General features: G+C 45.2%; 11 protein-coding genes. 1 reads left to right on the forward strand and 10 read right to left on the reverse strand.

Translation table 11 applies throughout. The annotated features are described in order from the left end of the window. Window positions 1-388: 388 nt before the first annotated feature. The 3 genes from RIN81_RS07920 to RIN81_RS07930 all read right to left on the reverse strand — a co-directional run bounded on the left by RIN81_RS07920 (window position 389) and on the right by RIN81_RS07930 (window position 5,604). Window positions 389-1,756: an aspartate kinase gene (locus RIN81_RS07920; protein WP_242231960.1), complete on the reverse strand. Its 1,368-nt coding sequence runs from the start codon at window positions 1,754-1,756 to the stop codon at window positions 389-391. A gap of 158 nt (window positions 1,757-1,914) precedes the next feature. After that, window positions 1,915-4,050: a 5'-nucleotidase C-terminal domain-containing protein gene (locus RIN81_RS07925; RefSeq protein WP_309089060.1), complete on the reverse strand. Its 2,136-nt coding sequence runs from the start codon at window positions 4,048-4,050 to the stop codon at window positions 1,915-1,917. A gap of 165 nt (window positions 4,051-4,215) precedes the next feature. Continuing rightward, on the reverse strand, window positions 4,216-5,604 hold the full coding sequence (locus RIN81_RS07930) for an O-antigen ligase family protein (protein WP_309089062.1): 1,389 nt from the start codon (window positions 5,602-5,604) through the stop codon (window positions 4,216-4,218). 281 nt (window positions 5,605-5,885) lie between these two features. Here RIN81_RS07930 and RIN81_RS07935 point away from each other — a divergent pair, with 281 nt between their 5' ends. Then, complete coding sequence (locus tag RIN81_RS07935; protein WP_309089064.1) at window positions 5,886-6,611, forward strand: hypothetical protein; 726 nt, start codon at window positions 5,886-5,888, stop codon at window positions 6,609-6,611. Between the two features lie 40 nt (window positions 6,612-6,651). Here the strand turns inward: RIN81_RS07935 and RIN81_RS07940 are convergent, their stop codons facing one another. The 7 genes from RIN81_RS07940 to RIN81_RS07970 all read right to left on the reverse strand — a co-directional run bounded on the left by RIN81_RS07940 (window position 6,652) and on the right by RIN81_RS07970 (window position 13,640). Further along, window positions 6,652-8,640, reverse strand: a complete 1,989-nt coding sequence (locus RIN81_RS07940; protein ID WP_309089066.1) for a hypothetical protein — start codon at window positions 8,638-8,640, stop codon at window positions 6,652-6,654. Next, window positions 8,615-9,514, reverse strand: coding sequence for an ABC transporter ATP-binding protein (locus tag RIN81_RS07945; protein ID WP_309089068.1), 900 nt, complete (start codon window positions 9,512-9,514; stop codon window positions 8,615-8,617). Before RIN81_RS07945 ends, RIN81_RS07940 begins: the two co-directional genes overlap by 26 nt. After that, window positions 9,507-9,896 (reverse strand): GntR family transcriptional regulator, encoded by a 390-nt coding sequence (locus RIN81_RS07950; protein WP_309089070.1) that lies wholly within the window; start codon window positions 9,894-9,896, stop codon window positions 9,507-9,509. The genes RIN81_RS07945 and RIN81_RS07950 overlap by 8 nt, the downstream gene beginning before the upstream one ends. 552 nt (window positions 9,897-10,448) lie before the next feature. Next, the gene (locus RIN81_RS07955) at window positions 10,449-11,090 is read right to left on the reverse strand and encodes a class A sortase (RefSeq protein WP_309089072.1); all 642 of its coding nucleotides are present in this window, start codon (window positions 11,088-11,090) and stop codon (window positions 10,449-10,451) included. Next, a complete protein-coding gene (locus RIN81_RS07960; RefSeq protein WP_309089074.1) occupies window positions 11,087-12,532 on the reverse strand; it encodes a SpaA isopeptide-forming pilin-related protein in 1,446 nt (481 codons plus the stop codon). The genes RIN81_RS07955 and RIN81_RS07960 overlap by 4 nt, the downstream gene beginning before the upstream one ends. A gap of 123 nt (window positions 12,533-12,655) precedes the next feature. Next, window positions 12,656-13,507, reverse strand: coding sequence for a prohibitin family protein (locus RIN81_RS07965; protein WP_309089076.1), 852 nt, complete (start codon window positions 13,505-13,507; stop codon window positions 12,656-12,658). Next, window positions 13,476-13,640 carry a hypothetical protein gene (locus tag RIN81_RS07970; RefSeq protein WP_242231970.1) on the reverse strand — a complete coding sequence of 55 codons (165 nt, stop codon included), beginning with the start codon at window positions 13,638-13,640 and terminating at the stop codon, window positions 13,476-13,478. Before RIN81_RS07970 ends, RIN81_RS07965 begins: the two co-directional genes overlap by 32 nt. Window positions 13,641-13,794: the final 154 nt, after the last annotated feature.

A 13,794-nucleotide genomic window follows, 5' to 3' on the forward strand; every position in this document is an offset into this window, starting at 1 on the left:
TCCATTTTACCATGTGAAGAGGCAGTACGTGCGAACTTCTTAGAAAAAATGAGGAAATGTGGTATAATGAAAACGTTGTTTCAACATGCTTTAAATGGGTATAGTAATGTAACGAACATTTGAGAACGGAGATGACAGAAATGAATTTAAAAAAGCTGATCAAGTACGGTGCTATTATCGCTCCAATCGTTTACCCGAAAGTAAAAAACCGCATAGGAACAAACAATTTGCGTAAATCATACAGTGATTCCCACAGAACACGTATGTCTGGCAAAAGCATTCTTGATAAACTTTAATCCGTCATAAAAAAGATCCTGTATAGGGTCTTTTTTTCATATGGACAAGTTAAAAAACCCCGCCAGCGGCTGGCGGGGTTTGAAATGTTCTTTTATTGAAGAACAGCACTCTTGCTGAAAAACTCTTTGTACAGCTCACGCAATACATTATTTGTATCTTTTTCTTGAATGCCAAACACAAGGCTGACTTCTGAAGAACCCTGGTTGATCATTTCAATGTTTGCGCCAACGCGGGAAATAGCCAATGTGGCGCGTGCAGAAAGTCCAAGCGTATTATGCATACCTTCTCCGACAAGCACAATCATTGCAAACCCATGCTCCACATTTGCTTTGTCTACATCGAGCTCATTACGGAAACGAGCTAAAATGCGCTCTTCTTTTTCCGGTGTAAGCTGGTGGCTTCTTACGATAACCGACAAATCATCAATGCCAGACGGCGTGTGCTCATATGATACGCCTTCTTCTTCTAAAATTTGAAGGAGACGGCGGCCAAATCCGATTTCACGGTTCATTAAATACTTGCTTACGTACAAAGTAGAAAATCCAGTGTCTGCTGCAATCCCAATAACCGGATTTTTCGTGTATTCACGCTCTGCTACAATCATTGTACCTGGTGCGGATGGGTTGTTTGTATTTTTAATGCAAACAGGCACCGAATGCTGGAATGCAGGCATAAGGGCTTCATCGTGGAAAACAGAGAAGCCGGCATATGACAACTCGCGCATTTCACGATATGTCATCCGTTTGATTTCAGCCGGATTGTCCACAACATTCGGGTTCGCTGCAAAAACAGAATCAACATCTGTAAAGTTTTCATACAGCTCCGCTTTTAAGGCAGCGGCTAAAATCGAACCGGTAATATCCGAACCACCGCGGGCGAATGTCATCATCACGCCTTCTTTTGTATAACCGAAAAAGCCTGGGAATACGACAATCTTTCCGTTTTCACGAAGTTTTTCCAGATTTTCATAAGCTTCCGGAAGTGCACGTGCGCGGCCCGGCTCATCACTTACAATTAAGCCTGCTTCTTTCGGATTTACATACTCCGCATCTAATCCGATGCTTGTGAAATACGCAGCAATTAATTTTGCATTATTATCTTCTCCGCTTGCTTTCAGCTGATCCATGAAAAGCGGCGGGTTATCACGGTTTTCTGTTAAACGGCCGCGCAAATCTTCTTCAATAATATAAACAATCGTATCATCAAGACCGAGTCCTTGAGCGATGTCTGCATAACGGTCAACAACGGCTTTAAGTTCCGCTTCCGCATCCTGCTTTTGCAAAGAGGCATTCGCAAGCGCAATTAGCAGGTCCGTTACTTTCGTATCTTCGCTGAAACGTTTACCGGGTGCCGATACAACAACCGCCTTTCGCTTCGGTTCATCTTTTACGATAGATGCTACTTTTTTAATTTGTTCTGCACTGGCAACGGATGTGCCGCCAAATTTACATACGATCATGTCTGCCACTCCTTGCTGGTTTGCATTCCTTGACGAAAATGCGCTTTATCCAAAAAATTATACCACCGTTCATGCGAAAAAAGAAGAAATAATCAGAATTTCGTTGCGAAAACAGGAAAAATGCCCGGGCTTGCAAGCGGCCCGGGCATGTTCTTTCCTTATTGTGCTGTATTTGTATCCGTAATACGTCCTTCAACCGCTGTGTTAACCGAAGGATTCGCTTTTAAGTAATCGGTAAAGGTTTCCCAGTCGACGTTGCCTGGCTCACTCACACGGCCTTCATCGTACGCTGTTTTAAACATTGAATAGTTATCGCCGCCTTTTGCGGTAAAGGTGTTTGTTGCCACAGCATACGTTTTCGCTTCATCCAGCGGAACAAACGTGCCGCCTTCGTTCACTTCTACCGATGTTACACGGGACCCTGCCGCTTTGGAGGAGTCATACGTAAACTTTAAGCCGGCCGCCTGCAGGAACGCGCCATTTTGTTCTGGCGCCAGGCTGACGCTGTGTTCAAGCGCAGCTTTGATTTCTGCTCCTGTTAAATCCATGATAGCGAGTGCGTTGCCAAACGGCATCACGGTAAGCACTTCTTCCATTGTAATGTCTCCGGCATCGATTGATGCACGGATTCCTCCGCCGTTTTGAAGTGCAATGACGGTATCTGAATCAATCGTCTTGGCTTTTGCAAGCATGGCATCCGTAATGAGGTTGCCAAGATTGGTTTCCTTTGTGCGCACATTCGCCCGCTGGCCATCTAAAGCAGCTGCAGCTGAACCTACTACCTGGGCTTTTACTTTCTCAATTTCCGGTGTATAAGCGGCTGCCAGCCGGTTTTTTACTTCTTCGTTTTCTTCAAACACATAGGTGCCATCTTCATTTTTCTGATCGACTTCAATCAGTTCGCCGGCGTACTCCGTGATGGCCCCTTCTTCGTCAAAGATCACATCAAGTGTACCGACAAACTTGTTATACTCATTGGCCTGCACAATAACAGTCGGTTCTGCTCCTGTTTCATCAATATACGGCTCGCTTAGTTTGTCATGCGTATGGCCGCCGACAATCACATCAATGCCTTCCACTTCTTTTGCGAGCGTAACATCATTATCACCGCCGCCATCCCGGAAGCCAATATGGGACAGGGCTACAACTTTGTCCACCCCTTCTGCTTCAAAGGACGCTACCGCTTTTTTCGCTTCTTGAATATAGTTTTCAAAAACAACGTCGTCGCCAGGGGATGAAATCGTTTGTGTTTCTGCTGTCGTCAAGCCGAAAATGCCGACTTTTTCGCCGTCTACTTCTTTAATAATGCCATTGTATACCCGTCCGTCCATCGGTTCATCCGTCACCGTTTCGTTCATTAAAGAAGAAAGATTCGCATCCGCCGACGCATTTACGTTCGCCGATACAAACGGGAATTTCGCATTTTCGATAAAATCAGCCAGCGGCCCTGTCCCAAGGTCGAATTCGTGGTTTCCAAAGGTCATGGCATCATAGCCGAGCATATTCATAAAATCAAGATCAGCCTGCCCTTTGAATTGGTTGAAATAAAGGGTGCCGGAAAACACGTCGCCCGCATCAACGAGCAGGGAAGACGGGTTTTCTTCCCGCAGCGCTTCTACAACCGTTGCTTTGCGCGCGACATTTTCAATATGTGCATGTGTATCGTTCGTGTGGATTAGAGAAAGCAGGAATTCTTCCGGCAGCTGAGATCCGCGGTGAAGAAATAATGCCCATTCACCCCGAAGCAGCCTGTCCGCTGCGCCAAAAGTGGTATCCGTTTTGCCGAGAGAAAGACCAGATTCAACAAGGGCGTTTACATAAGGGCCAAAGCGTTCGTTCACATCCGTAAATGGCGTCTCCGTTACTGTTTCGTCTACTTCAAGCCCGTACGCATTCGCAAGCCAGTAGGAAGCTTCGCCTCGCGTGATGGGTTCAAACGCACCGAATTTACCTTTTGCTTTTCCTGCTGTAACCCCGACTTCGGCCAGCGCATTTACAGCCCATTGGCCTCGCTCTGGTACATCGGTAAATCCTGCGTCTTTATATGTATCATCTTCTGTAAAGCCAAGCGCCTTTGCCAATTGAATGGCTGCATCTACGCGTGTAATGGACATAGATGTACCAAACTTGTCTGCAGAATAGCCGGCTGTAATATCGTTTTCTGTTAAAAATTGAACCGCTTCCTCATAATGCGGCGGTACATCTGTAAAAGCAGATGCAGCCGAAACCGAAAAAGCGGATACACCAATAGAAGCAACAGACGCTGCCGCAATAAACTTATGTTTGTTTTTCAATGAACCTGCCCCCCTTATAAAATAAAAACCTCTAATTCAAAGGATAGGTGATCTTTAACCCGAAAACAAGAATATTACAAAAACTTTAACAAATCATTACATTACGTTTATAATTCAAAAAAAAAAAAACGCCCCGGCTGATGCCGGGACGGTTTTCTTGCTCTTTTATTCTTTTATAATGCCTTCTTGCACCATAAGCAGTGCCATAACGGCTGCTACATAGATAGAGACGGCAGGAGCCGTTAACACATGCCCTGCCGTTGCACTAATCCCGATTCCAAGGATAAAGGCAACTCCATACATAATGTTAACCGGCGTGAAGGTTTGTTTAATGTTTCGAACAAAGTGAATCACAAAACGGATCGCATAGTAAAGCGGCAATGACATCATTGTCAGGAAACCGACGATGCCAAGTGAGAAAAAGAGATCAAAAAAGTCCATCTCGATCATTCTTGGTGTTTTGCCTGGCTCTGGTTCTTCATAGTTTCCGGCAAATCCCATACCGAAAAGTTTTTGCGAAACCGGTGCTTCAGCAAACTGGTCTTTCATTTCAGCTAAATATTTTTCCCGGCTGCTGAATACAAGATTTTGCACTTGTTCATTTGTAATCTCAGGCTCGTCGTCCTGCTCTTCATCGGGCAGTTCTTCACCTGTATCTGGATCAACCTCTTTTTCTTTTTCCTTGCTGAAGTCAATATTTAATAAACTTAAGTGTGCAAACATGTTATGGAACACAGGCGTAACCGGCGTTGTCACAGCGAGCACCGCAATGAGCACAAGCGAAATGAGCATATTAGAACGCGTTTTTCCCGAACGCTCTTTGGTGAAATGCAAAATGAGCATAGAGAAAAAAGCAGCCAGCAGCACAACTACGATACCGCCGTACCCAACTTTCGTTCCAAGAAACTGCATCGAAACAGCCAGCAGCACAAACGGAATCCAATAACGCCACTCTTTTACACGATTTGTTTTCTCAATTGCGTAAAGGGCCGTCACCGGAAGAATGATCGCCATGATGGCACCAATTTCATTTCCGGCATAAAACCAGCCGGTAAAGCCGATTTTCGTATGGGAGTAATTCGACAGGCTTGTTCCAGTTGCAAAGGAAACAAGAAACACGGCACTGATGATCAGCGAGGCGTACAAGAAATAAGAAGTGGTTTTTTCTTTAAACGGCACTTGTTCCCGCTTTAAATAAAGGTACAGAACACTAAAGCCCGTAAACAGGATTGGGAAGTACACAATCTTATTGAAAAACTTTAATTCGCTCCCAAGGTAGTAAGGATCTTTTAAGTTCATATTCAGCACAATGTTAATAGCAATGACGGCCGCAACGGCTAGTAAATAAAGAATGTACTTCCTTGCCAGTCCGCTTCGCCGCGCTTTCCATAACAGCATCAATACGATAGCGGCCATAAACAGCACGCGGACAATTACACCGACAGTTAAACTAATGTTAAGCAGCAGCAGCGATGCGCTTGTGAGCACATCAATAACCGGCTGCCAAATAATAAAAGCCAGGGCCAGCAGCCAAAATGTCTTCTCATTCTTCATGTTGAAAAGTCCTCTTTCCTTCCAATTTCGTAGATTTTTATACTATCATATTTTATAGTAAAAGAATTGTGTAAACCTGAAAATGCATCTTTTCTATTATATCGGAAAAGCGTTGAGAATCCAGTGGAAAATGAATCGTTCCTTCAAATGAAAAAGAAGTTCCCTGTTTGTTATACTCATTGTAATTACATTCATGATAGGGTGGCGGATTTTTCATGCGCATGTTTGTGTTTGGCGGAATACTTCTGGCCTTCATTCCGTTTTTTTGGGGAGGATGCGAATTGTCGAAAAAAGAAAGAGCCACATGGATATGGGATGCCCATACGCTCAAAGATTCAACAGAAATGCTGTCCTTCTTTGAGAAACAAAGTGTAAGAGATGTATATGTCCAAATCGACGCTTCTGTTTCAGATTCCGTCTATCAATCTTTTATTGAGAAAGCGCACGAGCAGGGTATGCGGGTTCACGCGCTCGATGGATCACCCGAATATACGGAGAAAGATCTGGACACCTTTTTGGATCGGATACGTCCGCTGGATTGGGACGGTATTCACCTTGATATTGAACCATATTTGTCCAGTGAATGGAAAACTGATCAGAAAAAGGCGGTTTATCGGTACGAAAGGCTGATCAAGCGGGCAGCAGACAGCAGCTGGACATTCGGAGCCGATATTCCTTTTTGGTACGATGAAATGTCCGCTTCTACTGGAGCAACATTAGCAGAGTTTGTGATTCAGCATACGGATTACACGGTGATTATGGCGTACCGAGACAGTGCCGAGAAAATTATGGATGTTTCGGCCAAAGAACGTGCGCTTGGCCGTTCGCTCGAAAAGAACGTGTCGATTGCAGTGGAGACGATTGCAAATCCGGAAGCAGGCGGTATTTCGTTTTTCGGAAAAAGCGCCGCCTACTTCGAGAAAGAGCTGGAAACACTCGAAAATGAGTGCGGCTGCCAGGTTGCTGTTCATCACGCTGAATCCTGGAAAACTCTATCAAACCAATAAAGGAAAGCAGCCGCATAACGCGCGGCTGCTTTTATCGTTCTTATTTTAAACCGACTGCTGAAATAATGGTGTGCTCAGTTCCGCCCTTCCATTTAATCACAAGCATCTGATCTCCATCTCTAGTCAGAGAGGCCGGGTTCAGCAGCTGCTGGATTTCCTCCTTATCTGTTACCCTCTTGTATTTCAGCGGCATTTTACTCCAGTCCGGCTCCTGGCCTTCATTGTTCCAAATAAATTGACTCAGCTTTTCCTTTTCTTCCTCGCTTGCTGCGTTCACGACGAACGCTTTATCGACATTTGAAGCAGAAGCGAATGTCTCACCGTTTGGAACATATTTCCGAATGGCAGCAATCGTATGCTCATCATCCAAATGAACGTTGCTGTACAAACTGACGCCATTTTCTTTCCCTGCCCAAAAATCGATCGATCCGGCAATTGAATTGCGGTTCGCGCTGAACATATCCGCTTCTCCTGACAACAGATCGCTTTCAATCGCTGCGCGAATCGCTTCAACGGCTTTCTTTTCCGCGACATTTGCCATTTGAATTTGAGTTACGTCGTTAAAAACCGTTAGGTAATTGATCGCAGCTTCTGGCGCCAGGGCAAAAATAGGCGTCGATGCTTTAATAAACTCGACATTTTTTCGCAGTTCCTTTGTCGCTTTGTCTGCCTCAGTTGTTGATACAGAATACTGACGCAGTACCCGGCTCCCGTCTTTCATCTTATACGTAATATAGATAGAGTAGCCATTTAAACCAGGGTGTTCACTTTGAACATCGATCAGTTTTTGGTGCACCTGTCGCCCCTGCTCAATAGAATACCCGTCTGTCATAAATCCAGCATCCGCTTTTTTCAGCTTGTTCTGCACTTCCTCATAAAACAGGCCTGAAAACGGCTCTGCCTGATCGCCAATATATACTTTTTCAATATCGTTCACATTCGGGATCGCTTTTTCGTATGACCGGGCAAACAATGCTCCCGGCAGCAGCAAAATCAAAACGAGCAGGGCATAGAAAACAAATCCCTTCCATGGCCATGTAAGCCGCAGCGACTTTTGCACAATCATCTGCAATAGTGTATAGCCGGCAGCTGCCCCGATCACATAACCGGCAATCATCCATCCGGATGTAGCACCAAGAAGCTCCGCAAAATACATACCGCCAATCAGCATCGCTGCAAACGTTAAAACGAAGATAAATGCCCATCTAAAGAACGGAAATACGATCGTTTCATCTACTGCTTCGGCAGGCCGCACTTTATATACATAATAGGAAACAGCTATCATGACCGCCCCAATCACTAGGTAGACCGCCCACTCTGTGCCGGTAAACGGGCGAGTTTCATAGCTCGCGGCCCGAATTAAGAAAATACCGTCCTCCATAATTTTAGACGCATAAGCATCTACGGCCAGCCCGTTGATAAAATAACGGGCATTGGTCAGCGTCATGAAAACAAGCGCAGCCGGCAATACAAAGATGCCGTAAGCCATGATCCCCTGCAAAATCGCCGGACCGATAAACAAGCCAATTAAAACAGTGGTAATAAACATAAACAAAACGACAAACAGGGAAACACCAGCCCATTCCGCAATATTTCCCACTGTATAGTTAATCGGCTTTACTGTCGGCCGTATCGCCAGCAAGATCAAAGCATTGACTAAAATAGGCAGGCCAAGAGCGGCAGCCCCTGCTGCATATACGTGTGTCAGCAGTGTTTCGCGCTTAAACGGCAGGCTGTGCATAAAATCGGACGAGCTTTTTTTGGTCATGTAGCTCGTTAACACGATACCAGCTAAAACTGGGAACACCATATACGTTATATATTGAACCGAAAAAGAAATCGTAAGCAGTACATTGCCGGTGTTTGTTTCTAAAAACGACTTTACGCTCCAGTCATCCCGAAGAATGACAAAGATGCCAAGCGGCAGCAGGACAACCTGTGACAAAAGAAAAAACAGGCCGATCCATAACACAGAGCGCACATGCTGTAGAAACAGCCCTTTATTAAACGATAAGATTCCGGATTTCATAGCCGACACTCCCCATTTCGTACGTAAAAATTTCTTCAAGTGTTAACGGCAGCACGTCGTAAATGGCTGGTTCATAAGAGCGTACGTGCCGGTCAATGTCTCCCTCATTCCCGCGAACAATACAAGTCAGCACCCGGCCCCGTTTCTCATAATGCATTACATCCATGCCTTTAATGAACGACTCGTCCGGCATCTTTTTAAATGCCACCTGCAGCTTGCTCACATCGGTTTTTAGCTCCTCTAAATCACGCTCATACAAAAGGCTTCCTTTATGCATAACACCGACGGCATCACAAAAGTCTTCCATTTCCCGCAGGTTGTGTGAGGAAACAAGAACCGTCATAGAACGGCTGCTGACATCTTGAATAAGAAGATTTTTAACCTGCTGGCGCACCACAGGGTCCAGCCCGTCAAAAGGCTCGTCCAAAATAAGCGCATCCGGCATCGCCGAGAGCGTCAAAATAAAAGCGGCCTGGCGCTGCATCCCTTTAGACATACGTGAAAGCTTTGCTTTTGGGTTGAGATTAAAATGATGATACAGCTGTTGAAATCGTTCTTCATTCCACCGGTCATAAACCGCTGCATAAAAGTGAGCCATTTGAAGCAGAGAAGTTTGATGAAAGAAGTATGGCTGGTCTGGGATAAACAAAATCCGTTTTTTTACTGCCGGCTGTTCAAAAATCGATTTTTCTTCGATGACAGCTCTGCCCTGATCAGCTCTCATAATCCCGGACAGCATTTTGAGCAGTGTCGTTTTTCCGGCACCATTGGAGCCGAGCAGCCCATAAATCGATCCTTTTTTCACATGCATCTGTACACCCTTTACGGCTTCAAAACGGCCAAATCGCTTTGACAGATGATCCGCTTTAATCATTTTTATCTGCTCCCCTTTCCGGCTCCTGTATCGTTTCAATCAGCTTGATCACTTCATCCTTCGGCACGCCGAGGTACAAAATCTCCCCGACGATCCGTTCAAGTTCGTGTTTCAGCATCTCCACCCGCTCCTTATTGATTTCGTTTTTAACCGGCGACACGAAGCTTCCTTTGCCCGGAATAGAGTAAATAAACCCTTCCCGCTCAAGCTCCCGATACGCTTTTTGGATTGTATTTGGATTGATGGTTAATTCCTGCGCCAGCGTACGGACTGATGGCAGCTGCTCATCTGCCTTCATGACTTCACGAATGATTAATTCCTTTATTTTTTCTGTCAGCTGCTCGTATATCGGCACACGACTTCTCGTGTCAATCGTAAACATCGCCGTCCTCCTTTTCCCCCAAACCGTATTAACTGTACTAACATAAATAATACAGAACTTCTGGAAAAATGCAACATGTAATCATAAAATTTACTATTTCCTTCTTTTTTGCTCAAAAAAAATAAAGGTACCTATAAAAGGCACCTTCAGTGTGTAGACAAAATCTTTCGCTTTTAAAAAAAGCCGATAAGTGAAGCCGGCCGGACTCTGCGCCCCTTAGGGCAGTACGGGAGCTTCCTCGGCTGCGCCTGCGGGGTCTCTCGACTCACTGTACTTCCCGCAGGAGTCTTCGTCCGGCAGGCTTCACTGAGTGGCGTGGAAGATCCATAAGCAAGGACCGGATAGACATTTTCTCTTTTTTAAACAGAAAGACACGACCTTATCAGCTCTATACAATCTTGTCGCAAGCCACTTGGCGACGCAGACTTCTATGGGACTAGCAGGGCGGCTAAGACCGGTGGAGCTGCCTGGACGCCGCCGAACCATCCCGTTCATGTGCACAGTCACCCATATCATTTGTCTACAGTCTGAAGGAGCCTATAAAAGGCGCCTTTATTTTTTATATTCATGGGTTTCCTTTAGTTCTCCGGTTACAATAAACCGCTTTGTACGATCGTCAGAATTATAGCAAGTGACCAGTGTAATGTTCGGTTCAATTGTATTCTCTATCACATCTGTCCGGCTTTCATGCACCACTTCTGTTTTGGTGACGCTGTACGTATATTCATACGTTAAATCCGTTACATAAATGAGGTCGCCTTTTTTCACCTTCAAAACGGGGCTAAACAGGAGATCTTCCCGATTCATGTGATGCCCGGCAAGCGGATAATTGCCAACGCCCATCCATTGATTTTCCCGCATTGTGGTGGCGCCGGCCATTAAATTTTCGTTCGTCGTCCCTTTTAAAATGGGCAGATCCAAGTTTACCGAGGGAATCCGCATTTGGCCGACAACCGATTCTTCGTCTGCTTTGGCTTCCTTTACGACTGTATCCATAACAGAAGGCGGTTCAATGGATTCCATATCAAACTCTGCAGGCTTCTTGTTGTTCTGCTCGATTTTTTCCGGTGTCAATGATTGAGCCGTTACATGGCTCGATTTGGCTTCAAGCAGTTCATACTTTAAAAAAGGAGCCCCGATCAGCACAATCGCTGTCAGAATACAAAGCACGCCGATAACCTGTCTTATCTTCACGCACGTTTTCCTTTTCTCATCAGCAGCCAGGCACCGGCTGCAAGCAGCACACCAGCAAACAGATACAGAGCATCTGATTCATCTCCGGTTTGTGGAAGCGTTCCGGTTCCAGCTGCTTTTGTTTTCACAGAGGTTGTTGTAGAAGAGGCATCCGCCGTTTTTGTATTCTCCATTTCTACATCCACTGTTTCACCGCTTTTGATCGTGACATCTGTTTGGCCCGTTGAACGAGTGTAACCATCTGGCGCATCCGTTTCTTCTAACTTATAGCTTCCCGCTTTTAAACTTGTAAAAGAAGCAACTCCGTCGTCATCTGTCACAACCTTGGAAACGAGCTCCTTTTCTTCATCGTAAAGAGAAAATTCCGCTCCCTTAAGCTCCGCCCCGGATGAAGCATCTGTCAGCGTAACCTTCAAGGCACCATAAGCATTCACAAGGCTGTTTTCCACTTTTTGTTCCACCGGCGTCTGACGGCCGACCGTCACTGTCCAAGACTCCGTCGGCAGCACATAGTCACTGTTCGTTTTTGTTTGAGTCAGCTCGTAGGTGCCATAGGAAAGACCGGTTAGCGAAGCTTTTCCTTTCGCATCCGTCACTACTTTTTTTGAATAAAGACCATTTTCTGTTTTGAGCTCAAATTCAGCTCCAGCAATCGGTACAGCTGTTCCTTTCTCAACAGCTGTAATGTTTAAAGCTCCTGTTAATCCTGTAGACTTTTCATGCATAATTTCTTTTGTCACAAGGACGGTGTTTAAATCCAGCTTCCAGGGCTCCAGCGGAACAGCATAGCCCTCGGGCGCTGCTGTTTGAGTGACCGTGTATGTACCGAACGGCAGGTTAGGCACCGATGCTTCTCCCGCTGCATTCGTCTTGAGCGAAGCGACTACTTTTCCTCCCTCGTTTACAATCGTAAACGATGCACCAGCCAGCTTTTCTTTTGACTTGGCATCCAATGCCACCATTTTGATGGCTCCCTCTGCTTCCTCCGTAATCGTAAAGGAAAGCTGTTCTCCGGTCGGAAAAGCTACACCGTAGGCGCCTATTTTCGCCAGCTTGTCTTCCTTGAATACAACTGGAACTTTAGCGGTGCCTTTTACACCTGACTGTACATCTTCCTCCAGCACAGCGATAGCGGTATTATCCGCGGCGTTCATCTTTAATGTTCCAACCGTTTCTCCAGACGATGTTTTCAGCGGCTCTTCCCCGTCCTTACTAATGTAAAAAGGAGTCGGCACTTTGTACAGAGCAGGCTCTTCCCCATTGTACACCCAGTCAATTTGAAGGGTCATCGGTTCATTCAATGCATAAACCGGTGTAGTGGTCCCATCCGTGTGTGCAACCGCGGATTTTGTATAAAAAGCCGTTTCTGCCGCGGCCTGAGCAGGCTGCATGATACCAATGACTACAAACAACGCCGTGAGCAGCATTAACCATTTTTTCATTTTTCTGTCCTCCAGCTCTCTTCACTTGTTTTTACTAGACAATTTTACCATAAAAGAAAACAAAAACCATGAACGATTTTTCAAAAAAAAGGGTCTTACTGTAAACAGTAAGACCCTTTTGGCTTATGGCTGGCTGGAGGCTGCTTCATCCAGCGGGATGGAAATTAACTGGTTTGACCCGGTTGCTTTCGGCATCACACCGTCCCATTTTTCAATCCATTTGTTTTGAATGACTTCCTGTGAAATGGACGCTTTAATAATTTGGTTGTACTCGGCAATACCCTGCGCTTCAATTTTCTTTTTCTGCGCTTCCGCTTCCGCTATTTTCAGCTCGATTTGTTTTCTTTCAAGCTCCTGGGCGGCTTCTACCCGTTTGTCAATCGCTGCCTGGGTGGATTTATCCGGCTTTGGCACACCCAATGTCATATTATCAACAACAAATCCTAAATCTTTAATATCTTCCGCAAACAGCGTTTGTACATCTACTGCCGCTTCCGATGACTTTTCCCCATATGTGTCAATAACCGAGTATTTGGCAATGCCTTTTCGGCCTGCATCCCATAAGCGCGTACGCAAATACGAATCTTCAATCTGCTCTACTTCAATTGGACCGAACTGGTTAAACACATCTACTACTTTATCCGGCTGGATGCTGTAGTTGTAGGCAAAATCAACGGTTACGCTTTTGCCGTCAGATGTTGCCACTTGTATATCTTTATAGTTCACAGTCTGCATGCGGACCGGATAAATCGTCACTTTATCGAATAAGCCGACAATATGCCATCCCTGCCCTAGTGTATCCTCCTGCACACCGCCGTTCGGGCTGTACACAACCCCTACATAGCCATTTGGAATTTTTTCAATAAACATCGATAAAAGGGCTAAACCGAGAATAAGTGCTAAAGCAACAAGCGAACCACCTAATACTTTCCTATTTGGGCCCTTACTTCTCTTTTTCGGTGTCAGTTTCTCCATGTTCTTCCTCCTTTAACCTGTTCTTTACTTTGTCTGCTGTTTCCCCGACTTTGTTAAACATAGGCGATAACATAAGCCAAATGCCTGCCCCAATCAGAAGAAGCACAATAATAGATCCAATAAATACTTTCATTTATCGATCACCTCTTTGTTTCTTTCTACGAACCGAAGAAGGAAATGGTTTCAAGTTTTTTTACAAACTTAATAATCTTTTACATAATTCACACAAATTTTCTACATTCACTTCATACTTTTTTACTACCATAACTCTGGGGAACAAAAATACA

The sequence above is a fragment of the Domibacillus sp. genome (genome assembly GCF_031181085.1).
Lineage (GTDB): Bacteria > Bacillota > Bacilli > Bacillales > Domibacillaceae > Domibacillus.